Source organism: Actinotalea alkalitolerans (assembly GCF_023369855.1).
Taxonomy (GTDB): Bacteria; Actinomycetota; Actinomycetes; order Actinomycetales; family Cellulomonadaceae; genus Actinotalea.
Map to the genome: position 1 here is coordinate 163,835 of NZ_JAMBPP010000006.1, position 24,959 is coordinate 188,793.

The 24,959-nt window shown below is 71.0% G+C and carries 21 protein-coding genes; 14 read left to right on the forward strand and 7 right to left on the reverse strand.

The window, feature by feature from the left end:
* Positions 1–11: 11 nt before the first annotated feature.
* The 3 genes from M1R94_RS09340 to M1R94_RS09350 are packed head-to-tail and all read right to left on the reverse strand — an operon-like array spanning position 12 to position 2,088.
* Entirely contained in the window at positions 12–1,031 is a 1,020-nt protein-coding gene (locus tag M1R94_RS09340) for a DNA glycosylase AlkZ-like family protein (RefSeq protein ID WP_249381420.1), read from the reverse strand.
* Complete coding sequence (locus M1R94_RS09345) at positions 1,031–1,669, reverse strand: alpha/beta hydrolase family protein (protein ID WP_249381421.1); 639 nt, start codon at positions 1,667–1,669, stop codon at positions 1,031–1,033. Before M1R94_RS09345 ends, M1R94_RS09340 begins: the two co-directional genes overlap by 1 nt.
* Before the next feature lie 56 nt (positions 1,670–1,725).
* Positions 1,726–2,088, reverse strand: coding sequence for a FadR/GntR family transcriptional regulator (locus tag M1R94_RS09350; protein ID WP_249381422.1), 363 nt, complete (start codon positions 2,086–2,088; stop codon positions 1,726–1,728).
* 13 nt (positions 2,089–2,101) lie between these two features.
* On the opposite strand from M1R94_RS09350, the gene M1R94_RS09355 reads away from it, so the two are divergent.
* Positions 2,102–2,746 carry a FadR/GntR family transcriptional regulator gene (locus M1R94_RS09355; RefSeq protein WP_249381423.1) on the forward strand — a complete coding sequence of 215 codons (645 nt, stop codon included), beginning with the start codon at positions 2,102–2,104 and terminating at the stop codon, positions 2,744–2,746.
* Positions 2,747–2,757: 11 nt separating this feature from the next.
* Here M1R94_RS09355 and M1R94_RS09360 read toward each other — a convergent pair whose 3' ends face one another.
* Positions 2,758–3,690, reverse strand: a complete 933-nt coding sequence (locus M1R94_RS09360; RefSeq protein ID WP_249381424.1) for an EamA family transporter — start codon at positions 3,688–3,690, stop codon at positions 2,758–2,760.
* Between the two features lie 39 nt (positions 3,691–3,729).
* Between M1R94_RS09360 and M1R94_RS09365 the strand changes: the two genes are divergently transcribed.
* The 8 genes from M1R94_RS09365 to M1R94_RS09400 all read left to right on the forward strand — a co-directional run bounded on the left by M1R94_RS09365 (position 3,730) and on the right by M1R94_RS09400 (position 13,897).
* Positions 3,730–4,224 (forward strand): MarR family winged helix-turn-helix transcriptional regulator, encoded by a 495-nt coding sequence (locus tag M1R94_RS09365; protein WP_249381425.1) that lies wholly within the window; start codon positions 3,730–3,732, stop codon positions 4,222–4,224.
* 86 nt (positions 4,225–4,310) lie between these two features.
* Complete coding sequence (locus M1R94_RS09370) at positions 4,311–5,351, forward strand: LacI family DNA-binding transcriptional regulator (RefSeq protein ID WP_249381426.1); 1,041 nt, start codon at positions 4,311–4,313, stop codon at positions 5,349–5,351.
* Positions 5,351–6,364, forward strand: coding sequence for an ABC transporter permease (locus tag M1R94_RS09375; RefSeq protein ID WP_249381427.1), 1,014 nt, complete (start codon positions 5,351–5,353; stop codon positions 6,362–6,364). Before M1R94_RS09370 ends, M1R94_RS09375 begins: the two co-directional genes overlap by 1 nt.
* Positions 6,365–6,473: 109 nt before the next feature.
* Positions 6,474–7,319, forward strand: a complete 846-nt coding sequence (locus M1R94_RS09380) for a carbohydrate ABC transporter permease (protein ID WP_249381428.1) — start codon at positions 6,474–6,476, stop codon at positions 7,317–7,319.
* Between the two features lie 83 nt (positions 7,320–7,402).
* Positions 7,403–9,010: an ABC transporter substrate-binding protein gene (locus M1R94_RS09385; protein ID WP_249381429.1), complete on the forward strand. Its 1,608-nt coding sequence runs from the start codon at positions 7,403–7,405 to the stop codon at positions 9,008–9,010.
* A 92-nt stretch (positions 9,011–9,102) separates the two neighbouring features.
* Positions 9,103–10,098, forward strand: a complete 996-nt coding sequence (locus M1R94_RS09390) for a glycoside hydrolase family protein (protein ID WP_249381430.1) — start codon at positions 9,103–9,105, stop codon at positions 10,096–10,098.
* The gene (locus tag M1R94_RS09395) at positions 10,095–12,308 is read left to right on the forward strand and encodes a glycoside hydrolase family 32 protein (protein WP_249381431.1); all 2,214 of its coding nucleotides are present in this window, start codon (positions 10,095–10,097) and stop codon (positions 12,306–12,308) included. The genes M1R94_RS09390 and M1R94_RS09395 overlap by 4 nt, the downstream gene beginning before the upstream one ends.
* Before the next feature lie 203 nt (positions 12,309–12,511).
* Positions 12,512–13,897, forward strand: coding sequence for an acyltransferase family protein (locus M1R94_RS09400; protein ID WP_249381432.1), 1,386 nt, complete (start codon positions 12,512–12,514; stop codon positions 13,895–13,897).
* A 16-nt stretch (positions 13,898–13,913) separates the two neighbouring features.
* Here the strand turns inward: M1R94_RS09400 and M1R94_RS09405 are convergent, their stop codons facing one another.
* The 3 genes from M1R94_RS09405 to M1R94_RS09415 are packed head-to-tail and all read right to left on the reverse strand — an operon-like array spanning position 13,914 to position 17,292.
* A complete protein-coding gene (locus tag M1R94_RS09405; RefSeq protein ID WP_249381433.1) occupies positions 13,914–15,590 on the reverse strand; it encodes an ABC transporter permease in 1,677 nt (558 codons plus the stop codon).
* A complete protein-coding gene (locus M1R94_RS09410; RefSeq protein WP_249381434.1) occupies positions 15,587–16,549 on the reverse strand; it encodes an ABC transporter ATP-binding protein in 963 nt (320 codons plus the stop codon). The genes M1R94_RS09405 and M1R94_RS09410 overlap by 4 nt, the downstream gene beginning before the upstream one ends.
* A 59-nt stretch (positions 16,550–16,608) precedes the next feature.
* On the reverse strand, positions 16,609–17,292 hold the full coding sequence (locus M1R94_RS09415; protein ID WP_249381435.1) for a TetR/AcrR family transcriptional regulator: 684 nt from the start codon (positions 17,290–17,292) through the stop codon (positions 16,609–16,611).
* A 353-nt stretch (positions 17,293–17,645) separates the two neighbouring features.
* On the opposite strand from M1R94_RS09415, the gene M1R94_RS09420 reads away from it, so the two are divergent.
* The 5 genes from M1R94_RS09420 to M1R94_RS09440 are packed head-to-tail and all read left to right on the forward strand — an operon-like array spanning position 17,646 to position 24,936.
* Positions 17,646–18,959, forward strand: coding sequence for an extracellular solute-binding protein (locus M1R94_RS09420; protein ID WP_249381436.1), 1,314 nt, complete (start codon positions 17,646–17,648; stop codon positions 18,957–18,959).
* Positions 18,960–18,967: 8 nt separating this feature from the next.
* Positions 18,968–19,990 carry a carbohydrate ABC transporter permease gene (locus tag M1R94_RS09425; RefSeq protein ID WP_249381437.1) on the forward strand — a complete coding sequence of 341 codons (1,023 nt, stop codon included), beginning with the start codon at positions 18,968–18,970 and terminating at the stop codon, positions 19,988–19,990.
* The gene (locus M1R94_RS09430) at positions 19,987–20,877 is read left to right on the forward strand and encodes a carbohydrate ABC transporter permease (protein ID WP_249381438.1); all 891 of its coding nucleotides are present in this window, start codon (positions 19,987–19,989) and stop codon (positions 20,875–20,877) included. Before M1R94_RS09425 ends, M1R94_RS09430 begins: the two co-directional genes overlap by 4 nt.
* Positions 20,878–20,929: 52 nt before the next feature.
* A complete protein-coding gene (locus M1R94_RS09435) occupies positions 20,930–23,374 on the forward strand; it encodes a beta-xylosidase/alpha-l-arabinosidase (RefSeq protein ID WP_249381439.1) in 2,445 nt (814 codons plus the stop codon).
* Positions 23,371–24,936 carry a glycoside hydrolase family 43 protein gene (locus M1R94_RS09440; RefSeq protein ID WP_249381440.1) on the forward strand — a complete coding sequence of 522 codons (1,566 nt, stop codon included), beginning with the start codon at positions 23,371–23,373 and terminating at the stop codon, positions 24,934–24,936. Before M1R94_RS09435 ends, M1R94_RS09440 begins: the two co-directional genes overlap by 4 nt.
* Positions 24,937–24,959 lie beyond the last annotated feature (23 nt).

Below are 24,959 nucleotides of genomic sequence, written 5' to 3' on the forward strand. Positions count from 1 at the left end.
CCCTCATGGGCTCAGCCCTCCCACCGGACCGAGACGGGCGCTCTCAGCCCGGGCAGGGGCATCGACGTCGCCTCGCGCTCGACCGCCTCCCTCTCCGCAGAGGGCAGGGGTCGCCAGAGCCGCACCGTCACCTTCTCGTCGGCGCGGCGCCAGGTGCCGACGACCTCACCGCCGACGAGGACGGCGCCTGGCCAGACCCGCGTCGTCCACAGCTCGGCGCGCCGGGCGGCATCCGGGACCACCAGCCCACGGTCGGTGCCGTGGAACAGGGTGAAGGTGTCCCCGCTGGGGAGCAGTCGGATGGACGACGTCGGACGGGGCGGTTGGTGCAGGTCCGCGCCGTCGTCGGCGAGGACCCACGCATCGCCCACGTCCGTGCGCACCGCGACCAGCTCGGGCAGCAGCGCCTCGAAGGCCGGACCGGCCGACCGGGGGCGCAGTCCCGCCCATGCTCCGAACCCCTCGGCCGTCCCCGGTCCGAGCACGCGCAGGTACCTGCGGGCGAGCTCCAGCCGTGCCCCGACCGCATCGACGTCGGGTGCCGGGACGGTGCGCACGGTCGGTTGGCGTGCCCCGTCCCACCGGATCAGCACGCGTCCGGTGGTCGCCGCGTAGCGGAGCTGGTTCGGGTGCTCGCCGAGCGCCCGACCCGCCTCGCCGATCGGCAGCTCCCGTCCGTCGAGCAGGACGTCCAGGCGCTCGGCGAGGTCGGCCGCGAACCGCCGGCGGGAGTCGTCCGCGAGCGCCCTGCCGAGCGTGAAGACGGGACGGTCCTGCGCGGGGACGACGTACGTGCTGAACCGCGGACCCCAGACCTGCACCAGTGCGGGGTCGTCCAGGGCCGTGCTCGATGTGTCCGCGACCCTCGCGTGCAGCTGCAGCAGCGCGGCGCGCGGCACGCTGTCCGTCAGCCCTGCCCACGCCGCGCGGCGCACCGACGCCTCACCCGGCGGCAGGCGTGCGTCGAGCGCACCGACACGGCGACGGAACGCGAGCACCTGATCACGGCTCACCCGTGAGGGTTCGGTCATCACGGCTCCAGACGGCGCCCGTCGGGCGCACCGGCGTGCGGGCTGAGCCACGCGCGGACCGCGGGGCGCAGGAGGTCCAGGCCCTTGCGCAGCGAGTGGTCCCCGGGCACGACGACGACCTGGCGGTCCGGGCCGGCCTCGGGCATCCCGAAGGGGTCGGTCGCGCCCTGGATGACGAGCACCGGCACCCCGGCGCCGTCGAGCTCGGGCTGGCGTGACGGGGCGTCGGCCCGTCCCGGTGGGCGCGTCGGGAAGGCCAGGCACAGCACGGCAGCGGCGCCTGTGGTGACCGCTGTGCGGCAGGCCACGCGTGCGCCGGCCGAGCGGCCACCGGCCACCAGGGGCAACCCGTCGAGGGGTCCTGCTGCGAGCTGGGCGACCAGCTCGACCCAGGCCTCGTCGAGCACCGGCGCTCGCGGTCCGACGCGCTTGCCGGCCACCCGGTACGGCTGCTCCACGAGCACGACGACGGCGCCCAGTGCAGTCGCCTCCTGCGTCACCGCGACGAGGTCGGGTGCGTCGACCCCGCCGCCGGCCCCGTGACCCAGGACCACCGCGAGGCGCGCTGCACCGGTGGGCCGGTGCAGGTGGGCCCGCGCGGTCCCGTGGCTGGTCCTGAGGTCGAGCGTCGAGGCCATCCCGTCACGCTAGCCGCGGGTCGGCGCGCGCGAGGTGCCGCTGGCCACGTTCCCGTCTACACCGGGGACGGACCGCTGCCCTCGCGCGGACGGGTCGCCTCGTCGAGCATGCGCTCGAGCGGGGCGTAGTGAGCCGTGACCGCGTCGCGGAAGGCCTTTGCGTCGCCGGCCTCGGCGGCCCGCAGCAGGGCAGCGTGCGCCTGGGCGGTCTCCTCGATGTCCGAGGGCGCCGAGAGCCCGAGGGTGGGCAGCACGGCCGAGTGCACGTCCCAGAACGCCCCGACGAGCTGGCCGACGAGCGAGTTGTCGATCCCGGCGAGGAGCTCGGTGTGGAACTCGCGGTCCTGGTGCTCGAAGGTCTCGCCGCGGCTCGCGCAGGCCAGCATCTCCTCGACGAGGGCAGCGATCAAGGAGCTCATCCTCACCAACGGGATGCGACCGGGCGACCTGCTGCCGACCGAGACCGAGCTGTGCCGGCTCCTGGAGGTCTCACGATCGAGCCTGCGCGAGGCGGTGCGGACGCTGGCCACCCTGGGCATCGTGGAGGTCCGCCACGGGCACGGCACCTACGTGGGGGCGATGTCGCTCGACTCCCTGGTCGAGGTGCTCGTCTTCCGTGGGGCGCTCCAGCCGGGCGACGACCTGCGTGCGCTCCGCGAGATCATCGAGATCCGCCAGGCCCTGGACCTCGCGATGGCCGACCGCATCGCGGCCGCCGTGGTCGGCACCGCCAACCCGGACCTGTGGCGCCTGGTCCAGGAGATGACGCGGCTCAGCGGGGACGGGCGGACCTTCGCCCAGCAGGACAGGGTCTTCCACACCGCGCTCCTGGGCCGGATCGACAACTCGATCGTCGGCCCGCTCGTCGGGGCGTTCTGGGACGTGCACACCGCGGTGATGCCGCGTCTGGGCGTCTCGCTGCCCACCGACCTCCAGCAGACGGCCTGCGCCCACGAGGACATGCTGCGCGCGGCCGAGCGCGGCGACGCCGCGGGCTTCCGCGTCGCCGTCGCCGAGCACTACGCCCCGCTGATCCGCTCGCTCGAGCAGAACGTCCGGGCGGGTCAGGTGTCCTGACCGCAGCGGCCTCAGGCCACCACCACGCCCCGCTCCTCCGGGCCGTCGTCACCGTCCTGCCGCGACGCGAGCGCGGCCCTCACGGCAGCGACCCGGCGCGCCGCGTGCGGCTGGCCGAGCGTGATCCCGACGAGGACGACCGCCATCCCGGCCCCCTGCAGCAGGCTGAGCCTCTCGGCGGCCAGGAGCGTGCCGAGCAGGACGCCCGTGACGGGGTTCAGCAGCCCGATGAGGCCCACGGTGCCGGCGTCGAGGTGGGCGAGGCCGGTGAACCACGCCCAGTAGGCGAGGGCGGTCGCGACGAGGGTCAGGAAGGCGAAGCCGCCGACCTGGACGAGGTCGAGGGCGGGTGGTGCGCCCTCGACGGCGATCGCGACGGGCAGGACCAGGAGTCCGCCGGCGATGAGCTGCCACGAGGCCAGGGGGAGGGGGCTGACCTCGCCGGCCCAGCGCTTGGACAGGACGAAGCCCACCGAGGACATGGTCATCGCCGCCAGCGATGCGACCACCCCGCCCGGTGAGATGCCGTCGACGCCGGTGAGCAGCATCGCGCAGACCCCGAGGAAGCCGAGCGCGGCGCCGGCCACCGCCAGGCCGCGCGGTCGTTCGGAGAGCAACGGCCAGGCCAGGAGCATCATCACCGCAGGGGCGAAGGCCATCAGCATCGAGGCGATGCTCGAGGGCAGCAGCTGGGCTGCGAGGTAGACCAGCACGAAGAAGGCCCCGATGTTGAGCGTCCCGAGCAGGGGTGCCCGCCACCACCAGGCGCCGCGGGGCAGTGTCCGGGTGATCAGGAGGAGGACGAGCCCGGCGGGCAGGGCGCGGATCGCGGCCCCCCACAGTGCACTGTCGGCCGGGAGGAGCTGGCGGGTCACGAGGTAGCTCGCACCCCAGGTGATCGGTGCGATGGCGGTGATCAGCGCCCAGCGAATATTGCCTTCCATGGAAGACAAACTAACTTCCGCGGAAGGTATGGTCAAGGGGTGACGACCGACGACCACGTGGCCCGCATCCAGCAGGCCTGGCAGCGAGAGCGGCCCGACCTCGACGTCAGCCCGCAGGGCATCTTCGGCCGCCTGCACCGCCTGGCGGCCGTCCTGCGCGAGGAGCTGGTCGCGGTGTACGCCGAGCACGGCCTCGGGGAGGGCGAGTTCGACGTCCTGGCGACCCTGCGCCGCGCCGGTGCACCCTTCGAGCGGGCGCCCGGTGAGCTCGCCGAGCACACCATGGTGACGACCGGCGCGATGACCAAGCGCGTCGACCGTCTGGTCGAGGCCGGCCTGGTCACCCGGCGACGCAGCGACGTCGACGGCCGCGGGCGGGTGGTGGCCCTGACCCCCCAGGGCCTGGAGCTGATCGACCGGGCCATGACGGCCCACATGGCCAACGAGCACCGTCTTCTCGCACCCCTGACCGCCCACGAGCAGCAGCAGCTCGAGGAGCTCCTGACGAGGTGGATCGCCGCCCACGGGGGCTGAGGGCGACGCCGACGCTTGACGACGCCGGTCCGTGTGCCTACTGTGTCCCGAGACACGTTATACGTATGACGCGATCGGAGTCGAGGATGACTGCCAGGAGGACACCCACCATGTGGGACGTCGCCCGTGTGGCTGGCGTCTCACAGGCGACGGTGTCCCTCGTCTTGAACGGAGCAGGCACTCCCCGGGTCTCGGCGGCTACGCAGCAACGCGTCCGAGAGGCCGTCCGGGAGCTCGGGTATCGGACCAACGCGACGGCCAAGGCGCTCCGCGAGCGGGTGGCCGAGCTCATCGGCTTCATCGGTGACGAGGTCGCCTCGGCTCCGTTCGCCGGAGAGATGGTCGAGGGCGCGCAGGAGCGTGCTTGGCAGGACGGTCAGCTCATGGTGGTCGTCAACACCAACGGTCGGGCGGAGATCGAGTCGAGCGCGGTCGAGCAGATGCTCTCGCACCAGGTGCGCCGTTTCGTCTATGCCTCGATGTACAACCGCCCTGTCACGATCCCCGAGGGTCTGCGCGGGTACGAGGTCGTCATCATCAACGCCATCGACCCCTCCGGCTCGACGTGGTCCGTCTCCCCTGACGAGGCGACCGGCGGGCGGGAGGCGACGGAGCACCTGCTCGCCGCGGGTCACCGTCGGATCGGGATGATCGACATCGAGACCCTCGAGTCGGGGCTCCCTGCCGCCGTCGGCCGGTATCAGGGGTACGTGGAGGCGATCGAGGCGGTCGGCCTGCGCGTGGACCCCTCGCAGGTGCGCTTCGGCGGCGGCGGGCCGGAGCACGGCTACATCCACGCCCTCTCGCTGCTGGACGGCCCCGAGCCGCCGACGGCGATCTTCTGCGCCAACGACCGTACGGCCTGGGGTGCCTACCAGGCCCTCCAGGAACGCGGGCTGAGGATCCCCGACGACATCTCGATCGCCGGGTTCGACAACCAGGAGACCCTGGCGCCGTGGCTGCGTCCGGCTCTGACGACCATGAACCTGCCGTTCCGAGAGATGGGGTGGGCGGCTGCCGACCTCCTCCTCACGGGAGGTGCGCGAAACGGAGGATCGACGATGATGCGCCTTCATTGCGACCTGGTCTCTCGGGACTCGGTCGCCCCCCCGAGGGGCGGTGCCTGATGGCCGGCCCGATCGACCTGGACCGGCGGGTGCCCCCCGCCGCGGTGGCTCTCCCGGGCGGAGGGCAGGGCGACCCGGTCGTCTCGCGACCGCGACCCGGGCCCCGGCCGCGCCAGCGCTTGCGAAGGGTTCTGCGAGCCTGGCAGTTATACGTACTACTGCTCCCCGCGCTGCTGCACTTCGCGATCTTCAAGTTCTGGCCGATGTACGGCGTGCAGATCGCCTTCCGGAACTTCAACCCGGTTGACGGCTTCCTGGGAAGCCCGTGGGTCGGCACCGCACACCTCGAGCGGTTCTTCAGCTCGTTCCAGTTCGAGATGCTCATCCAGAACACCCTGCAGCTGGCGGTGGTCAACCTCGCGGTGATGTTCCCCGTGCCGATCATCCTGGCGCTGCTGGTCAACCAGCTCACCTACGGTCGCTTCCGGCAGTTCGCGCAGACCGTGCTCTACGCGCCGGCCTTCATCTCGACGGTGATCGTCGTGGGGATGATCTACGTGCTGCTCTCGCCGCGCTCCGGCCTGGTCAACCACCTCATCACCCTCGGCGGCGGTGCCCCGATCTTCTTCATGGCCGAGCCCGAGTGGTTCCGCCCGATCTACGTGGGCTCCAGCGTGTGGCAGGAGGCCGGGTTCTCGATGATCATCTACCTGGCCGCTCTGGCGGGCATCGACCCGGCGCTGCACGAGGCCGCCAGGATCGACGGAGCCAGTGCTCTGCAGCGCATCCGGCACATCGATCTCCCCGGGATCGCGCCGGTGATCTCGATCCTCTTCATCCTGGCGGTCGGGAACCTGTTGAACATCGGTTTCGAGAAAGCGCTCCTCCTGCAGACCCCGCTCAATGCGTCGGAGTCGCAGATCATTCAGACCTACGTCTATCAGGCCGGTCTGCAGGAGGCGCAGTTCAGCTATTCCACGGCGATCGGCCTTTTCAACTCGGTCTTGAACCTCGCGCTGCTGCTGACGTTCAACTGGGTGGCCAAGCGCTTCAAGCAAGCAACCCTGATCTGAGGTGCTTCCCATGTCCAGAACATCTACGGAGAGTCCTCGCAGTGCGCCTTCCGCAGGGCGGCGGCCGCTCTCCAACCGCATCCCCGACTCCACCTTCAGCCTCTCGTCGGTGGTTCTCCTCTCGGCGGCCTGCCTGGCGATCATCTATCCGCTGTACTTCATCCTGATCGCATCGGTCAGCGACCCTGCTGCCGTGGCAGGTGGGCGGGTCTGGCTCCGCCCAGAGGGGCTGACCTTCGACGGCTACGCCCGCATCATGAGCGACCCGGCGATCTGGCAGGGCTTCGGCAACTCGGTGCTCTACACGGCGGTGGGCACCGCGATCAGCGTGGCGATCATCGTCGCCGGCGGCTACGCGCTCTCGCGGAAGGACCTGCCGGCCCGACGGACGATCACGTTCCTGCTGGTCATCACCCTCTTCTTCGACGGTGGGATGATCCCCCGCTACCTCGTGGTCCAGGAGCTCGGCCTCCTGAACACGATGTGGGCGGTGGTGCTGCCCGGAGCGGTCGGCGTCTGGAACCTCATCATCGCCAAGTCCTTCTTCCAGGTGACCATGCCGGACGAGCTGAGGGAGGCCGCGCAGCTGGACGGGGCGAGCGACTTCCGGTTCTTCTTCACCGTCGCCGTGCCGCTCGCCAAGTCGCTCATCGTCCTCATGACGATGATCCACATGGTCGCCAACTGGAATGCGTTCTTCGACGCGCTGATCTACCTGAACGACGCGAGCAAGTACCCGCTGCAGCTCGTGCTGCGGAACATCCTCATCCAGTCCGACATCTCTTCCACCGGGGCGATGTCCGGGGATCTCGCCTCCTATGCGGAGACTGCACGCGTCGCCGAGCTGGTCAAGTACGGGATGATCGTCTTCTCGACCTTCCCCATCCTCGCCGCCGTCCCCTTCCTGCAGAAGCACTTCACGAAGGGGGCGATGCTCGGCGCCGTGAAGAACTGAGCTCCCTTTTCCCCGGCTCTCCCCTGACGCACACCCATCGACGCGCGCACACCGACGTGACGCGTACCTAGAAAGGCACAGACATGACTCTCCGACACCAAGGCACCGCGCTCGCGGGTGCCGTCGTGGCAGGACTCGTCCTGAGCGCCTGCTCCGGCGGAGCCTCGGACGGCAGCGGCGAGAGCCGCTCGAGCGAGGTCGGCTTCCAGGAGGAAGGGCTCCCGATCGTCACCGACGGCGTGACGATGACCTTCTCCGGCCAGAAGTCCTCTCTCGCGCCCGAGTTCTCCTCCATGGAGCTCGTGCAGCAGTGGCAGGAGGACACCAACGTCACCATCAACTGGGAGAACCTGCCGGACAGCGTCTACCAGGAGCGCAAGAACCTCATCCTTGCCAGCGGTGACCTGCCGGACGCGTTCTACAACACCGGTTTCAGCCCCGCCGACATCTCCACGTACGGGAGCAACGGCACGCTGATCCCGCTCGAGGGGCTCATCGAGCAGTACGCACCCAACCTGCAGGCGGTCTTCGAGAAGCGGCCCGAGATCCGCGCGGCAGTGACCTCGTCCGACGGCCACATCTACACCCTGCCCGCCGCCGAGGAGCTCGGCATCGGGGCCGTGCCGTTCTTCCTGTCGATCAACAAGACGTGGCTCGACCAGCTCGGCCTGGGCGTCCCGGAGACGATCGAGGAGTACGAGGCGGCGCTCGAGGCCTTCGCCTCGCAGGACATGAACGGGAACGGGCGCAACGACGAGATCCCGCTGAGCTTCATCAACGCCTGGTGGTGCGCCGACGCCGGAGACCTGATGGCGGCGTTGGGCGGGATGCCGGACAACCTGGACCACCGGATCGTGCGCGACGGCCAGGTCATCTACACCGCTGCCCAGCCGGAGTACCGCGACGCGGTGAGCCGGCTGCACGACTGGTACGACCGCGGTCTGATCGACCAGGAGGCGCTGACCCAGGACGACAAGACCTACCTCGCCAAGGGCAAGGCCCCTGACCCCGTCCTGGGCTCCTACATCTGGTGGGAGAGCGAGGAGGTCGTCGGTCCCGACCGCGCTGACGACTACGTGCTCGTCCCCGCCCTCTCGGGGGTGAACGGGCGTCTCGTCGGGCACGCCAACGGCAGCGACTTCGGCGCCGGGGCCTTCGCGATCACCCGCGCCAACCAGTACCCCGAGGTGGCGATGCGATGGGTCGACCGCCTCTACGATCCCGTGATGTCGGCCCAGGTCGCCTGGGGCCCGATCGGGGTCACTCAGGAGGAGGACGCGAACGGCGTCCTGGTCCAGATGGAGCTCCCCGAGGGAGTGTCCGCCGGTGAGCTGCGGCAGAAGGTCGCACCGGGCGGCGTGCACGTGACGCTGCGTGAGGACTTCGAGACCGTCGTCGCCCCGGAGCCGCGCGCCGCGCAGCGGGTGGCGGACCTCGAGGAGAAGTACCTGCCCTGGGCCGAGCCCGAGTGGTACCCCAACGTCCCCTTCTCTGACGAGGAGATCCAGGAGATCAACTCGATCGAGACGGAGATCAAGACCTTCGTCGACACCCGCCGGGCGAACTGGATCGCCGGCGGTGGCGTCGAGGACGACTGGGACGCGTACGTCGCCCAGCTCGAGCAGCTCGGGCTGGACCGCATGGTCGAGCTCTACCAGCAGGCCTACGACCGGTACCTCGAGAACCTCTGACGACCGGGGCCGATCGGGCCCGACGGGGGTCGCCGCACCGCATGGTGCGGCGACCCCCGGCCAACGACCGCACACCTCGACAAGGACACGCCATGCTCACTCTCGACTCCCACTGGACGTGGGACTTCTGGACCGCCCAGGACGGCGACCAGTACCACCTCTTCTTCCTCAAGGCCCCCAAGAGCCTCGGCGACCCCGAGCGACGGCATGAGAACGCCCGAGTCGGTCACGCGGTGAGCACGGACCTGCGCTCGTGGGAGGTCCTGCCCGACGCGCTGGGCCCTGGACCGGCTGGCGCGTGGGACGACCTCGCGACCTGGACGGGTTCCGTGCTGCGGGCCGACGGCCGCTGGTGGATGTTCTACACCGGCATCAACGCGCGGGAGCGGGGCGCGCACCAGCGCATCGGTCTGGCCGTGAGCGACGACCTGAGCACCTGGACGAAGGAGGAGCAGCCGGTCCTCGTCCTGGACGTCACGCACTACGAGGGTGGCGTCGAGGGGTGGCCCTTCGTGGACTGGCGCGACCCGTGGGTCTACTGGTCGACCGCACACGGCGAGTACCGCATGCTCTTCACGGCCCGCGCGCCGGGCGGTGCGGTCGACGAGCGTGGGGTGATCGGGCAGGCCCGGTCGCAGGACCTGCTCATCTGGCAGGCCCTGGAACCCGCGGTCGCCCCGCGCGAGTTCGCCCACCTCGAGGTGCCGCAGCTGTTCGAGGCGGAGGGTCGCTGGTACCTCTCCTACTCGGTCTACGCACACGCGCACAGCGCTTCTCGCCGCGAGATGACGCCGGCCGAGACCGGCACGCACTACTTCGTGGCGGATGCCGAGGCGGGTCCCTACGTCTCGCCCGGGGACTCGTTCTTCTGCGGCGACCCGGTCGGCGAGCTCTATGCCGGCCGGTTCGAGCGGGACCCCGACGGTGCCCTGGTCTTCCTCGCCTTCCTGCAGGCCTCCGGTGGCGAGACGTTCCTCGGCGGCCTCTCGGACCCCATGCCGGTGCGGGTCGAGCCGGACGGTCGCCTCGTGCTCGAGCGTGAGCCGTCCCGGCTCGTCACGGTCGCGGGCTCGGGAGGATCCCGGTGAGCGCAAGCCCCGACGTGGTCCCCTCGAGGCACCGGTGCACGACGTCTGCGTCCGAGTCGCCAGTGCTGCCGACAGGCGTGCTGCGGCTGGGCGGCGGCACCGTGCCGGACCCTGTCGTCCTGGACCTGCCCGACCGGGTGGTGGCCACGGCATGGGTCGCGCCGGCCGCTCACGGTGCTGGTGGTCCCGGGCGGTTGCAGGGGGTGCTCGCCGGGGTGCCGACCGAGGCCCCGGTGCCTGGTGGCCGCGGCACCTGGACCCTGGGGCTGGACCGCGGCGGACATCCGGTCCTGCGGTGGGAGCCGTGCGGTGACGCCCACCTCGACGGTGCTCGGCCGGGCGACCGCACCGACCGCACCCTCGACGTCGTCGCCCCGAGCCCGGTCCCAAGGCTCGGCTGGACGCACCTGGAGGCCCGCGTCGGCCCTGCCGACATGGAGCTGCTGGTCGATGGTTCGACCGTGGGCCGGGCGACGCTGCCTGAGAGCGACGGTACGGGCGGCGCGACGACCGTGCACATCGGCAGCATCGCCGACGCCTGGGTGGAACGGTCCATCCGTTTCGGCTTCTTCACCGGTCTGCTCGCCGAGGTCGAGGTCCGAGGTGGCACCACCAGCGCGCCTGCGACGCGTGGGACGCGGCCGACGGCACCTGCTGCTGACCCGGCGGAGGAGTGGCGGACGGACCAGGAGGTGTTCGCCGCGGATCGCGACCGGCCACGGTTCCACTTCGCCCCCCCGGCCCAGTGGATGAACGAGCCGCACGGCATCCTGCACCACGGAGGGAGTCACCACCTCTACTACCAGCGCAACGAGCTCGGCCCGTTCTGGGGAGCGCTCACCTGGGGGCACGCGGTCAGCGACGACCTCGTGCACTGGACGGACCTGGGGTCGTGCCTGGTGCCGGCGGACGTCCCATGGGCTCCGGAGGGTGTGTGGTCGGGGTGCTCGACGACCGACGGCGACGGCGTGCCCCTCCTCTTCTTCACCGCCGGTGACGACCGTGACGATCCCAACCAGCGCACCGGGTGGGCCCGCCCAGCTGACCCGACGGACCCGGACCTGCGGGACTGGGTACCCGGACCAGGTCCGGTGACCACCCTGCACGACGCGCTGCCGCGTCTGCGGGCAGCGGGTCTCGAGCCACTCCCCGGCGAGTTCCGGGACCCTTTCATCTGGCAGGACGGTGACAGCTGGTTCCAGGTCGTCGGCGGGGGCATCGAGGGGCGTGGAGGCACCGCCTACCTGTTCCGCACCTCCTCGCCGACCGACGGTGCGTGGGAGTTCTGCGGGCCGCTGATGGTCGGTGACCACGCGGCGCGACCGGAGACCGGTGTGGCCTGGGAGCTGCCGGTGCTGCTCCCGGTCGGCTGCGACGGCGACGGGCGTCGCAAGCACGCGCTCTTCGTGACGCCGTGGTGGCCGACGCCGTGCGAGCACTCCCTCCTCTACGAGTGGTACTGGGTGGGGGAGTGGGATGCTTCGACGGCGACGTGGAGCCCGGACCACGAGGAGCCGCGCCTGCTGGACCTCGGCGGCTTCTTCACCGGGGTGACCGGCTCGGTCACCCCGGACGGACGGACGCTCCTGTGGACCGTCACCCAGGACCTCCTGTCGGAGGACGAGCACATCCGGCGTGGGTGGGCACAGAACGCGGGTGTACCGATGGAGATCCGCTACGTGGACGGTGACCTTCGGGTCGCTCCGGTCCGCGAGCTCACGGCCCTGCGGGAGCCCGCGGCGGTGCGACGGGGCGCCGACGACCTCAGCCAGGTCCGCACCGTCGCGGTGGACGCCGGGCCCATGCTCGATCTCGAGGTGGTGGCGGACGTGCCGGTGGGCGGGGTGATCCAGGTGGACCTGCGCGTCGACGAGCAGGGTGCTGCGGCCGTCCGGCTCGTGGTCGAGCGGACGGGTGAGGGAGTCGGCCGGATCACCGTGGTGCGTCAGGGGGCGACCGAGCCTCACCGGGTGCTGCGTTCGGGAGAGGTGATCCTTCCTCCCGCGCAGGACGTGCGGCTCCAGGTGCTCGTCGACCACTCGATGGTCGAGGCGTTCGTGCAGGGCCGTCGTAGTGTGACGACCCGTGCGTGGGCCGGTCCTCAGGAGCGCGACCTCGGGGCGGTGGCCGTCGAGGGTGGGGCGCAGCTGAAGCGCACGACGGTCTGGCCGATGCGACCCGCGGTTGTGCAGGAGCGCCGAGGAGCGTGACAGGGGCCGTCGAGGAGTCGTCGGAGAAGGCGTGCCGATCGTGATGATCGCCTCGTCGGGGAGCTCCGCGGTGCAGGCCAGACGGAAGACTCCGTGGTGGTGGACCGTCACCTGAGGAAGTGCACCGCCTGCACGCGCAGAGGTACCGGGTTAGCGTCGAGGCATCAACCGTTCCTGCTCGGTGCAGGGGCCGAGGAGGGCGGGTGCCGGACGCAGGACGCCGCGACCGACCCGAGGGCCTCGGGTCGCCCCTGGGTCGGCTGCGACAGCTCGCCGAGGACACACCCGCGCACCGCGACCGCTACGTCGACCTCCTGCGCGCGGTCGCGATCCTCACCGTCGTCGTGGGCCACTGGGTGACCAGCGCGGTCACGGTCACCGACGGTCGGCTCGGCGGTGTGAACGCCCTCTACGTGGTGCCGTGGGCGCAGTGGGCGACCTGGCTGTTCCAGGTGATGCCCGTGTTCTTCCTGGTCGGCGGGTACGCCAACACCGCCTCGCTCGACGAGCACCGTCGCTCGGGTGGTACCGCGACCGCCTGGGTGCAGTCCCGGGCCCTGCGGCTGCTCCGCCCGACGGCGGTCTTCGTCGTCGTGCTCGTCGTCGGCTACGCGGCGGCGCTCGCGCTGGGGGCCGACGCCCGGGTCGCCCGGACCTCCGTGTGGCTGGCCGGGATCGCGCTGTGGTTCCTCGTGGTGTACCTGGCGGTCGTCGCCCTCGCGCCTACGTGCATCGACTGGCAGCGGAGGTGGGGCGCGGGTGCGATCCTCACCCTGGTGGCCCTGGTCGCAGCCGGGGACGTCGCGCGGGTGGTGACCGGGTCCGACGTGCCTGCCACCGGGAGCTACGTGGTGGGGTGGCTGGCGGTGCACCAGCTCGGCGTCGCGTGGCGTGACGGGGTGCTCACCCGCACACGCCGGCCGGCCTCCGTGCTCGCCGGCGGGGGCCTGGGCACGGCCGCGGTCCTCGTCGCGTGGGGTCCCTACGGCGTCACGATGGTCGGGGCGGCCCCGCCACCCGACCTGGGCAACGCCGACCCGCCCACGCTCGCGCTGCTCGCCCTCGCCGCGTCCCAGACCGGGGTCGTGCTGCTGCTGAGCCCCGTCATCACGCCCTGGCTCGAGCGGCTTCGGGTGTGGATGGTGGTGGTGGCCCTCAACGCCGTCATCCTGACCATCTTCCTGTGGCACATGGTGCCCGTGGTGATCGCCGGCGTGACCCTCATGGGCAGCGGCCTGTTCCCGCAGCCCGAGGTGGGCTCGGGGGAGTGGTTCGCCCTGCGGGTCCCGTGGCTGCTCGTGCTCGCCGTGCTGCTGACCCTGCTCGTCGCGGTGCTCGCCCGGTTCGAGACCTCGACCGGCCGACGGCGCGAGGGGACTGCGCACCCCGTGGCGGTCGGCGCCGGGGTCGTCGCGTGCGTCGCCGCGCTCGCGGGCCTCGGCGTCACCGGCACCGAAGGGGTGCTCCCCCCGGTCGCCGGGCTGCCCGTGGGCGAGCTGGTGCTCTTCGGGACAGGGTTGACCGTCCTGGCACGGGCGGACGGGTCGCGCCCCTGGCCGAGGCGCGACCCGTCCCGCCGAGGCGGATGACCGGACCCGCGGGTCCTCACACCACCGGCAGGTCCCGGCGTCGGAAGCCCACGAAGGCCAGCAGCCACAGCACCGCGGCGAGCGCCGTCAGCGCGAGCAACGGGCCCGCGGTCACGGCCTCGACGGGGACGCGCGGCACGGCGTCGAACGGGTCGAGCGCCGTGACCGCCGCGGGCAGGTCGAGCAGCGGGCCGAACACGCCGACGACGAACCCGAACGCGAGCAGCGCCCACGGCAGGGGTGCGGCGACCCGCGGGAGCCAGGCGTACAGCGCCGCGGTCAGGCCGAGGTACACGCCGAGCGCCGGCAGGTACGCGGCCGCGGCCTGCAGGTACGTGCCGAGGTCGGGGTCGGTGATGCCGACGAGCACTGCACCGAGCCAGAGCGTCACCCCGGTCGTGGCAGCGAGCACCAGCGTCCCGAGCGCCGCGACCCCCAGCTGGGCCGCGAACCAGCGGGTCCGCGAGACCGGCAGGCCGAGCATCGGCTCGAGCCGGCCGGCGGACTCCTCACCGCGTGCCCGCAGCACCGCCGCGATGCCGTAGCCCGCCGCGAGGAGCATGCCGAAGACCACCATGACGGAGATGAAGCCACCCAGCAGCTGGCCCCGCCCGCCGAACATCTCGAGCACCTCGGGACTGGTCGCCGACAGCTCCTCGAACATGTCCTCGAGGCCCTCGATGTAGGTGCCGGTCGCGGTCCACATCAGTCCCAGCCCCGCGGTCCACCACATCAGGGCGACCCGCTGCTGGCGCCAGGCGAGCGCGAAGGGGGAGCGCAGCCCGGGAGCGGCGTCAGCCCGCCCCGCGCGGGCCGCGACCAGCCCGGCCCCGAGGTCGCGACGCGAGGCCAGGACCACGCCGACCGCGAGCAGCAGCACGACGAGCACCACGTGCAGCAGCAGCGGCCACCACCGCAGGTCCACGAAGGCGCGCATCTGCTGCGCCCAGCCGATGGGTGAGGTCCAGGACAGCCACGAGCCGTGGGTCTGCTGCATGTCACCGAACGCACGGGCCATGTACACGACGCCGAGCACCGCGATGCCCAGGCCGGTCGCGCCACGGGCGTGCTCGGTGACCTGCGCGACGACGATGCCGATCGCGGCGAACACCACGCCCAGCAGAGTGATGGCGGCTCCGACAGCGAGGGAGTCAGCGACCGCCAGCCCTCCGCCGATCATGACCAGCGCGCTGAGCAGCCCGATCACGACGTCGGCGATCAGCACGGCGAGGAAGGCTGCCGCGCCCTGGGCGTGCCGGCCGACGACCCCGGCGCGCACCAGCTCGGCGCGGCCTGACTCCTCCTCGGCGCGGGTGTTCCGGACGATCTGCATCACGTTGAAGATCGCGAGGGTGATCGCGACCCACCCGATGAGCTCGTTGGAGAGCATCGCGCCGACCGTGTAGTCCTCCAGGCCGTAGCCGGGCCCCGCCATCATCGTGCTGACGGGCGTGTCCATGACGGCTGCGCGCGACTGCCGCTCCTCGAAGGTCGTGTACAGGGCCGTGAGGGCGCCCACGAAGTAGACGTGGAGCAGCACGACCGACCCGGTCCACACCGAGAGCCGGACCCGATCACGGCGCAGCACGAAGCGCAGCAGGTGACCGGTACCGGTCAGGTCCACCGTCGCGTCGCGTCGGGAACCGGGTCCCGACGGTGCGGTGCGTGGACGCGGGAGCGTCGTGGTGCTCATCGCGCACCTGCCGCTGCGGGGTTGTCGGCTCGCGTCGTCGGTGCCTCGCCGTAGTGGCGCATGAAGAGCTCCTCGAGGGAGGGCGGCATGGCCGTGAAGCTGTGCACACCCAGGGAGCCAAGCTCCCGCAGGACGGCGGACATGCTGGCGTTGTCGACGTCGAACCGGACCCGCGTCCCCTGACCGTTGCGCTCGGCGACGACGTCGTGCACTCCGGGGAGACCGGCGATCGGGCTCGGGTCGCCGGCCACGACGGCGTTGACGGTCGAGCGGGTGAGGTGGCGCAGCTCCTCGAGCGTGCCGGACTCGACCGCACGGCCCGCCCGGATGATCGTCACGGTGTCGCAGACCTTCTCGACCTCGTGCAGGATGTGGCTGCTCAGCAGCACCGAGCGGCCCTGCGCCTTGACCTCCCGCAGGTACTCGGTGAAGACCGCCTCCATCAGGGGGTCCAGGCCCGAGGTCGGCTCGTCCAGGACGAGGAGCTCGACGTCGGAGGCGAGGGCCGCGACCAGCGCGACCTTCTGCCGGTTGCCCTTGGAGTAGGTGCGCGACTTCTTCGTGGGGTCGAGCTCGAAGCGCTCGAGCAGCTCGGCCTTGCGCCTCGGGTCGACGGGCCCGCGCAGGCGGGTCAGCAGGTCGATCGCCTCGCCGCCCGTGAGGTTGGGCCACAGGCTCACGTCGCCGGGTACGTAGGCGAGCCGGCGGTGCAGGGCGACGGCGTCGGCCCAGGGGTCACCGCCGAGCAGGCGCGCGCTGCCGGCGTCCGCGCGCAGCAGGCCGAGCAGCACACGGATGGTGGTGGACTTCCCTGCGCCGTTGGGGCCGAGGAACCCGGCGACCTCTCCGGGGGCGACCGTCAGGTCGAGGCCGTCCAGGGCGTTGACGCTGCCGAAGGCCTTGTGCAGGTCGTGGATCTCGATGGCGGGCGCGGGCGCGCCCGAGGTGCTCGTGGTCATGACTTCCCTCGTTCGGGACGGAGTCTGGTTCGGGTGCCCGGGAGGTCCCGGGGCGAGGTCTAGCCGGCGGTTCTCTCCTCGCGGGCCGCCGGGGGGTCGCCGACATAGCTGAGGTACTCGTCGAGCATCCGGCGGGTGGTGAGCACGCCCTCGGTGTACATCTCGAGGGCCGGAAGGGTGATCGCGTCGAAGTGACGGCGCATCAGGGCGGCGAGGTCCGAGGGGTCCTCGGGCGGGTCGAGCGTGATCGAGAGCAGTCCCGACCCGAGCGAGGACAGCACGAGGTAGCGGGCCCGCGCACGCTCGTCGCGGCTGGGCACGATCACCCCGGCCGCGACGCCGTCGGCCATGTACTCGACCGCGTCGTCGACCATGTGGTCCACGAAAGACCGGGCCAGGGGGCCACCGTGCTGGAGCGAGCGGAGCACGTAGGCGAAGATCGGCGCGAACTGCTCGGCCGTGGCGAAGTACTCCAGGAACCGGCCACCCGTGGACTCGACGAGGTTCTCGTACTTGGCGTGCTTGATCTCCTCGAGGATGTGCGTGTCGCACGCCTGACGAAGCTTCTCCTTGGTCCCGAAGTGGTGGATGACGAGCCCGGCGCTGACCCCGGCGTCGGCCGCGATGACGCGCAGGGACGTCCCGAACCCCTCACGCCCGAAGCGCAGGACGGCGGCGTCACGGATCCGGGCGCGCGTGGTGAGGTCCTCGGGCTCGGCGCCGCGCGATCGGGTTGAACGCATGGTCAGCATTCTATACACGCGTTCAGCGCTGGCTCAAGGGGTGGTGCCGGGACGTCGTCCCGCGCTTGAGGTGGGGGAGCTCGGCATCGTAAGTAAAACGTTATCGATATCGTTTGACCTGACCGCTTCCTCCCTGCCAGAGTCACTCCTACGACCCCCGGTCAATGATGACGAGGAGTGCCTCATGACGAACTGCCCGCCCCACCGACGGGGCGGGAGCACCACCGATGGACCGCCCGGCAGCAAGGTCCCGTGCCACGGGATGCGCTGCGCCTGACTCCGGTTCCGGTCCTGACCGCCCCTCACCGGGCGACCGTTCCCCTCCATGTAGCTCAACGAAGAGGACAGATCACATGAAGACAAGGAAGCTCCTGGCGGTCTCGACCGTCGTGCTGATGGGCGCCGTTGGGCTCACCGCCTGCGGTGGCGACGACAACGGCGGCAGCAGCGGCGGCACCGACGGCGCAGGCTCCGGGAACGCCTCGGTCGAGCTGATGATGTGGCACAACTCCACCACCGGCCCCGGCAAGGCGTTCTGGGACGAGACGGCCGCCCAGTTTATGGAGGCCAACGAGAACGTCACGGTGACCATCCAGACCATCCAGAACGAGGACATGGATGGCAAGCTCCAGACCGCGCTCAACTCGGGTGACGCGCCGGACGTCTTCATGGCGCGTGGTGGCGGCAAGCTCGCCGACATCGTCGAGGCGGGTCAGGTGATGGACATCACCGACCTGATCGCCGACGACGTGCGCCCGGCGATCGAGGGCACGCTCAACGCGTTCAGCATCGACGGCAAGGTCTACGGCATGCCGACCTCCGTGCTCCCCGGCGGCATCTACTACAACAAGACCATGTTCGAGGAGGCCGGCATCGAGGGCACCCCCGAGACCATGGCCGAGCTCGACGAGGCCGTCGAGAAGCTCAAGGGCATCGGCGTCGAGCCGATCGCGCTCGGTGGCAAGGCGGCCTGGCCGGCGGCCCACTGGTACTACTTCCTCGCACTGCGTCACTGCTCGCAGGACGTCATGACCGAGGCTGCGGCCTCGATGTCGTTCGACGACGCGTGCTGGACCGATGCGGCCCAGGAGCTCGCCGACTTCGCCGAGACCGAGCCGTTCAACTCGGGCTACCTCACCACCGAGGCTCAGGGCAGCGCCGCCTCGTCGGCCGGCATGATCGCCAACGACCAGGCCGCCATGGAGCTCATGGGTGCCTGGAACCCGGGCGTCATCGCCGACCTCACGCCGGACAAGCAGCCGAAGGCTGACCTCGGCTGGTTTGCCTTCCCGGCCGTCGACGGCGGTGCCGGTGACCCCACCGCGATGATGGGTGGCGTCGACGGGTACGCATGCCACGTCGACTCTCCGGTCGAGTGCGCGGACTTCCTCAACTTCTTCATGTCGCAGGAGCGTCAGGAGGCGTACGCCGAGGCGTTCGTCACGCTGCCCGCGAGCCAGGAAGCTCAGGGCGTCGTCACCGACCCGGCCCTGCTCGACGTCCTCGCGGCCTACAACGGGGCCGCGTATGTGCAGGTCTGGCTCGACACGCTGTTCGGCCAGAACGTGGGCAACGCCCTGAACGCCGGTGTCGTCGAGATGCTCGCGGGCAACGGCACCCCTGAGGGTGTCATCAAGGCAGTCAACGACGCAGCCGCCAAGGAGTAGTCGGACCCATGAGTGACTCCCTGGGCGAGAACACGCTCACGACGACGTCGCCCGAGGGTCCCTCGAGGACCGGGGACGGTGCCACCACGGCATCGTCCCCGGTCCGCCGGACTCGCCGCCGCGGCCCGGACTGGGTCAAGCGTGGCGAGATCGCCCTGCTCACGGGCCCCGCCGTCATCATCTTCGTCACCTTCGTCATCTTCCCGGTGGTCATGGCGGCGTACTACGGGTTCTTCCGGTGGAAGGGCTTCGGTCCGCCGACCGACTTCGTCGGCCTGGACAACTACCTCGCGATCTTCAGGGACACCACGTTCCACGACGCGCTCATGCACAACGGCTTCATCCTTGTCATGTCGCTCGTCCTGCAGGGGCCCGCGGCCATCGCGATCGCGCTCCTGCTCAACCAGAGGATGCGCGGCCGCTCCCTCGTCCGGGTGCTCATCTTCGTGCCGTACGTCGTGTCGGAGGTCATCGTCGGGACCGGTTGGTCCCTGATGCTCCGCTCGGGGGGCGCGTTCGACGCCATCCTCGAACGGATCGGTCTCGGCGGCCTGTCGGTGGACTGGCTCGCCGATCCGGACTTCGCCATCTGGACCCTCATGATGATCATCACCTGGAAGTACATCGGGTTCGCGGTCATCCTGATCCTTGCCGGCCTCCAGAGCATCCCTTCGGAGCTGTTCGAGGCCGCGGCCATCGACGGTGCCTCCTACTGGCAGATGCAACGCCGGATCACCCTGCCGCTGCTTGGTCCGACCATCAGGATCTGGGCATTCCTGTCGATCATCGGCTCGCTCCAGCTCTTCGACCTCGTCTACATCATCTGGGGTCAGTACGTCTCCGCGACCGCGGGTACGTCGACGATGGCGACCTACATGGTCCTCAACGGGCGGCTCGCCGGGAACTACGGCTTCGGCAACGCCGTCGCCGTCGTCCTGTTCCTCATCTCCCTGGTCATCGCCCTCATCTACCAGCGCTACGTCCTCCGTCGTGACACCGAGGGCGCCATCACGGAAGGGAAGAAGCGATGAGCGCGAGCGCAGTCGCCGCACCGCCGCTCCCGGCGGACCGCCCGTCGCGCAGGAAGCGTGACGGTGCCCGGCTCGGCCGCAGCGGGCCGATGACGTACGTCATCGCGTTCTTCTTCGTCGGACTCTGCATCGGCCCGGTCGGCTACATCATCCTGGGCGGATTCCGGGACAACTCGCAGATCATCAGGAGCCCCGCCGGGCTCCCCGACCCGTGGAACATCGGGAACTACAGCAGCGTGCTGCAGAGCGAGATCTTCTGGCGGCAGATGTCGAACTCGGCGATCAGCGCGGTCTTCACGACCCTCGGCGTCGTCGTCCTCGGCGTCATGGCGAGCTACGTGCTCGCCCGGTACGACTTCCGGGGGCGGACGGCCCTGTACTCGCTGTTCGCGGCAGGGCTCATGTTCCCCATGACGGTCGCCATCACGCCGCTGTACATCCTCATCCGGGAGCTCGGGCTGATGAACAGCCTCGCCGGCATCATCCTTCCGCAGATCGCCTTCGCGCTGCCGGTGACGATCATCATCCTCGTGCCGTTCCTTCGGGCGATCCCCAAGGAGCTCGAGGAGGCCGCCGCGATCGACGGCGCGGGCCGGCTCGGGTTCTTCTTCCGGATGGTCGTCCCGCTGTCCCTGCCCGGTGTCATCACCGTGGGGATCCTCGCGTTCATCGCGAGCTGGAACAGCTACATGCTCCCGCTCTTCATCCTCAACAACGAGATGTCGTACACGCTGCCGCTCGGTGTCCAGGCGTTCGCCGCGCAGTACTCGGTGGACACGGCGCGGGTGCTCGCCTTCACCTCGCTGTCGATGATCCCGGCACTGATCTTCTTCTCGCTGTTCGAGCGGCGGATCGTCGGCGGACTCACCGGCGCCGTCAAGGGCTGAGTGCCCCACCACCGGACGGAACCCTGTTCACAACCCTGAGGAGAAGGACCCTGTGTCCGACGTCGTACGTACTCAGCACGCCCTGAAGGCCTCGCCCGTCGTGTCCGATCGTGTGCGTGCCCTGCACGCCCGGATGACGCTCGAGGAGAAGGTGGCGCAGATCGTGGGCTACTGGCTCGACCAGAACGGCACGGTCGCGCCGATGCAGTCCGAGATGGCCGCCGGCCAGAAGCCCTCGGGCGCGCTCGCCGAGGTCACCCGGAACGGCATCGGGCACTACACCAGGGTCTACGGCACCCGCCCGGTCGAGCCGGCCGAGCGCGCTGCCTGGCTGTGGGACGAGCAGCGCCGGCTCAAGCGCGAGACGAGGCTGGGCATCCCGGCCCTGGTCCACGACGAGTGCCTCACCGGGCTCGCCGCGTGGAAGGCAGCGACCTTCCCCACGCCGCTCGCGTGGGGTGCGTCCTTCGACCCCGAGCTCGTGCACGAGGTCGGGCTCGCGATCGGCGACTCGATGAGGAGCCTGGGCATCCACCAGGGGCTGGCGCCCGTGCTCGACGTCGTGCGCGACGCCCGCTGGGGCCGGGTGGACGAGTGCATCGGGGAGGACCCGTACCTCGTCGGGACCGTCGGCACCGCCTACGTGCGCGGCCTGCAGGAGGGCGGCGTCCACGCCACCCTCAAGCACTTCGTGGGGTACTCGGGCTCCCGCGCGGGTCGCAACCACGCGCCGGTGGGTGCCGGGCCGCGCGAGCTCGCCGACGTCTACCTTCCGCCGTTCGAGATGGCGGTACGCGACGGCGGCGCGCGGTCGGTGATGAACAGCTACGCCGACGTCGACGGCCTCCCGATCGCGTCGAGCGTCGAGCACCTGACCGACCTGCTCCGTGAGCAGTGGGGGTTCGACGGCGTGGTGGTCGCCGACTACTTCGCGGTCGCCTTCCTCGAGGTCATGCACGGCGTCGCGGCCGACCGCGGTCACGCGGCCGCCCTCGCGCTCGAGGCCGGGATCGACGTCGAGCTGCCCACGGGCGACGCCTACCTGCAGCCGTTGATCGACCGGGTGCGCGCGGGCGATCTCGACGAGGCGTTCGTGGACCGCGCGGTGCTGCGCGCGCTGGCGCAGAAGGAGGAGCTGGGCCTGCTCGAGCCCGGGGCCTTCGAGGACGAACCCCCGACGGTGATCGACCTCGACTCCCCGCGGCACCGTGACCTGGCCCGTCGGCTCGCCGAGGAGTCGGTGGTGCTGCTGTCCAACGACGGTGTGCTGCCGCTGTCCGGCGGGGTGTCCGCGCCGGCGCGGGTGGCTGTGGTCGGACCCAACGCCGACCGCGCCGAGGCGCTCATGGGCTGCTACTCGTTCGTCAACCACGTGCTCGCCCATCACCCCGACCACGCGATGGGGATCGAGGTGCCGACGATCCTCGAGGCCCTCGGCACGGCCTTCGACGCGGGAGCGGCTCCGCGGCCGGAGATCGTCTTCGCCGAGGGCTGCACGGTCCAGGACGAGAGCACCGACGGCTTCGCCGAGGCGCGGGCCGCGGTCGAGAGCGCCGACGTGGCCGTCGTCGTGGTGGGCGACCAGGCCGGGCTGTTCGGTCGGGGCACGGTGGGTGAGGGCAACGACTCCGAGTCGCTCGAGCTCCCGGGTGTCCAGCGTCGGTTCGTCGAGACGATGCTGGCGACCGGGACCCCCGTGGTCCTGGTTCTCGTGACGGGTCGTCCCTACGCGATCGGCTGGGCGCTCGAGGCCGAGCAGGGTCCGGTGCCGGGCGCCGTGCTCCAGGCGTTCTTCCCGGGCGAGTGCGGGGGCACGGCGATCGCCGACGTCCTCACCGGCCGGGTCAACCCGTCCGGCAGGCTCCCGGTGTCGATCCCGCGCTCGGCCGGTGCCCAGCCCTACTCCTACCTGCACCCCGTGCTGGGTGGGCCCTCGGACGTCACCTCGACCGACTCGACCCCCCCGCGCCCCTTCGGCTTCGGCCTGTCCTACACGTCGTTCGCCTACAGCGACCTCGTGGTCGACCCGGAGGTGGCCTCGTTCGGCACCTTCACGGCCGCGGTCACGGTGACCAACACGGGCCCGCTGGCCGGGGTCGACGTCGTCCAGCTCTACGGGCGTGACGTGCTGGGCAGCATCCCGCGCCCGGTGGTGCAGCTGCTGGGCTACGGGCGGGTCGAGCTCGCCCCGGGGGAGTCCCGCAGGGTCGTGTTCTCGGTCCCGGCCGCACGCCTCGCGTTCTCCGACCGCCGGATGGTGCGGATCGTCGAGCCCGGACCGGTCGAGGTCTGGGTCGGCTCGCACGCCGCCGCCTCGGGCGAGGGTGCCGCTCCCGCGGCGATCACCGGAGGGGCGATCCCTGCCGGTGCGTCCGGTGAGCGGCGAGGTGTGCCCGGCTCGGCGACCGAGCGTGCGGTCGTGGCCGTCACGGGCGACGTGCACGAGGTCACCGGGGCTGACGCCCGCGTCGTGGAGGTCAAGGTGGTGGACGCGTGAGCACGGTGGGCAACCCCTTGCTCCCGGGTTGCTACCCCGACCCCTCGATCTGCCGGGTCGGTGAGCACTACTACCTCGTGACGTCGACCTTCGAGTACTTCCCGGGCCTGCCCGTGTTCCGCAGCAGCGACCTGGTGAGCTGGGAGCAGATCGGTCACGTGGTCGATCGGCCCGGCCAGCTCGAGCTCGACGGCGTCGCGTCCTCAGGTGGTCTCTACGCGCCGACCCTGCGGCACCACGAGGGGGTGTTCTGGCTGGTCTGCACCCTCGTCGACCATCGTGAGGGCACGCGCAGCGGCAACTTCGTGATGACCGCGACGGACCCGTCCGGGCCGTGGTCGGACCCCGTCTGGCTCGGCGTGGACGGCATCGACCCGTCGATCTTCTTCGACGACGACGGGCGCGTGTGGCTGCACGGCACCCGACTGGTCGAGGAGCCCGAGTGGTACCACCAGACCGAGGTGTGGGTGCGCGAGCTCGACCCGCAGGCGATGAGGCTCGTGGGACCCGAGCACGTCGTGTGGAACGGCGCGCTGCGTGACGTGGTGTGGGCCGAGGCGCCGCACCTGTACAAGGTCGACGGCACCTACTACCTCCTCGCGGCCGAGGGCGGCACCGAGTTCCACCACGCGGTCTCGGTCGCCCGGGCGGACTCGGTCACCGGACCGTACGTGGGCAGCAGGGGCAACCCCGTGCTCACCCACCGCCACCTCGGCCGTGGCAGCGAGATCGTCGGCGTCGGTCACGCCGACCTCGTCCAGGCCCCGGACGGCAGCTGGTGGGCCGTCCTGCTGGGGATGCGCCCGTACGGCGGCTACCACTACAACCTGGGACGCGAGACCTTCCTCGTGCCCGTCGGGTGGGAGGACGGGTGGCCGGTCCTCGCCCCCGGTGTCGGGAGACTCTCCCCCGAGGTCGAGGTCCCGTTCGCCGGACCGCAGCGACCGGGTCTCGCACAGGGCCGCACGTCCGGCGTCGTCCGGCCCGACGACCTGCGCTGGACGTCGTTGCGCGGACCGGCCTCGGCGTTCGCGACCCCGCGGGGCGAGGGCTGGGACCTGCGGATGACACCCGGAACACTGTCCGAGCCGGTCACTCCTGCCTTCCTCGGTGTCCGCCAGCAGCACCAGGACCTCGAGGTGCGGGCGACCCTCCAGGCCGAGCTGCTCCTCGGGGAGGAGATCGGCCTGGCCGTGCGACAGTCGGAGGACGACCACGTGCGGATGGCGGTCACGGGCGCCGAGGGCGGCACCGGGCTGCGGGCGACGGCCGTGCACCGCAGCAAGGGTGTCGAGACCGTGCTCGGCACGGTGCTGATCCCGGCGGACGCTCAGGCGCCGGTGACGGTGGCCGTTCGCGCGAGGGGACAGGAGTACGCACTGCTCGCGGGCACCGCGGGTGAGGAGCTCGTGACCGTCGCGCACGCAGACGGCCGCACGCTCGACAGCGTCGCCACAGGTGGCTTCCTGGGGCTGTGGGTCGGCGTCTATGGCACGAGCAACGGACGTCCGACGTCCACGGTCGTCCAGGTGCACCGGCTCGAGTACCTGCCGGTGGACTGAGTCGGACTCCCTCGACGGGCTGA

Coding starts and splice junctions, on each gene's coding strand:
- M1R94_RS09340 (WP_249381420.1), bottom strand. CDS start 1,031: ATGACCGAACCCTCACGGGTGAGCCGTGATCAGGTGCTCGCGTTCCGT.
- M1R94_RS09345 (WP_249381421.1), bottom strand. CDS start 1,669: ATGGCCTCGACGCTCGACCTCAGGACCAGCCACGGGACCGCGCGGGCC.
- M1R94_RS09350 (WP_249381422.1), bottom strand. CDS start 2,088: ATGAGCTCCTTGATCGCTGCCCTCGTCGAGGAGATGCTGGCCTGCGCG.
- M1R94_RS09355 (WP_249381423.1), top strand. CDS start 2,102: ATGCGACCGGGCGACCTGCTGCCGACCGAGACCGAGCTGTGCCGGCTC.
- M1R94_RS09360 (WP_249381424.1), bottom strand. CDS start 3,690: ATGGAAGGCAATATTCGCTGGGCGCTGATCACCGCCATCGCACCGATC.
- M1R94_RS09370 (WP_249381426.1), top strand. CDS start 4,311: ATGACTGCCAGGAGGACACCCACCATGTGGGACGTCGCCCGTGTGGCT.
- M1R94_RS09375 (WP_249381427.1), top strand. CDS start 5,351: ATGGCCGGCCCGATCGACCTGGACCGGCGGGTGCCCCCCGCCGCGGTG.
- M1R94_RS09385 (WP_249381429.1), top strand. CDS start 7,403: ATGACTCTCCGACACCAAGGCACCGCGCTCGCGGGTGCCGTCGTGGCA.
- M1R94_RS09390 (WP_249381430.1), top strand. CDS start 9,103: ATGCTCACTCTCGACTCCCACTGGACGTGGGACTTCTGGACCGCCCAG.
- M1R94_RS09405 (WP_249381433.1), bottom strand. CDS start 15,590: ATGAGCACCACGACGCTCCCGCGTCCACGCACCGCACCGTCGGGACCC.
- M1R94_RS09410 (WP_249381434.1), bottom strand. CDS start 16,549: ATGACCACGAGCACCTCGGGCGCGCCCGCGCCCGCCATCGAGATCCAC.
- M1R94_RS09415 (WP_249381435.1), bottom strand. CDS start 17,292: ATGCGTTCAACCCGATCGCGCGGCGCCGAGCCCGAGGACCTCACCACG.
- M1R94_RS09420 (WP_249381436.1), top strand. CDS start 17,646: ATGAAGACAAGGAAGCTCCTGGCGGTCTCGACCGTCGTGCTGATGGGC.
- M1R94_RS09425 (WP_249381437.1), top strand. CDS start 18,968: ATGAGTGACTCCCTGGGCGAGAACACGCTCACGACGACGTCGCCCGAG.
- M1R94_RS09430 (WP_249381438.1), top strand. CDS start 19,987: ATGAGCGCGAGCGCAGTCGCCGCACCGCCGCTCCCGGCGGACCGCCCG.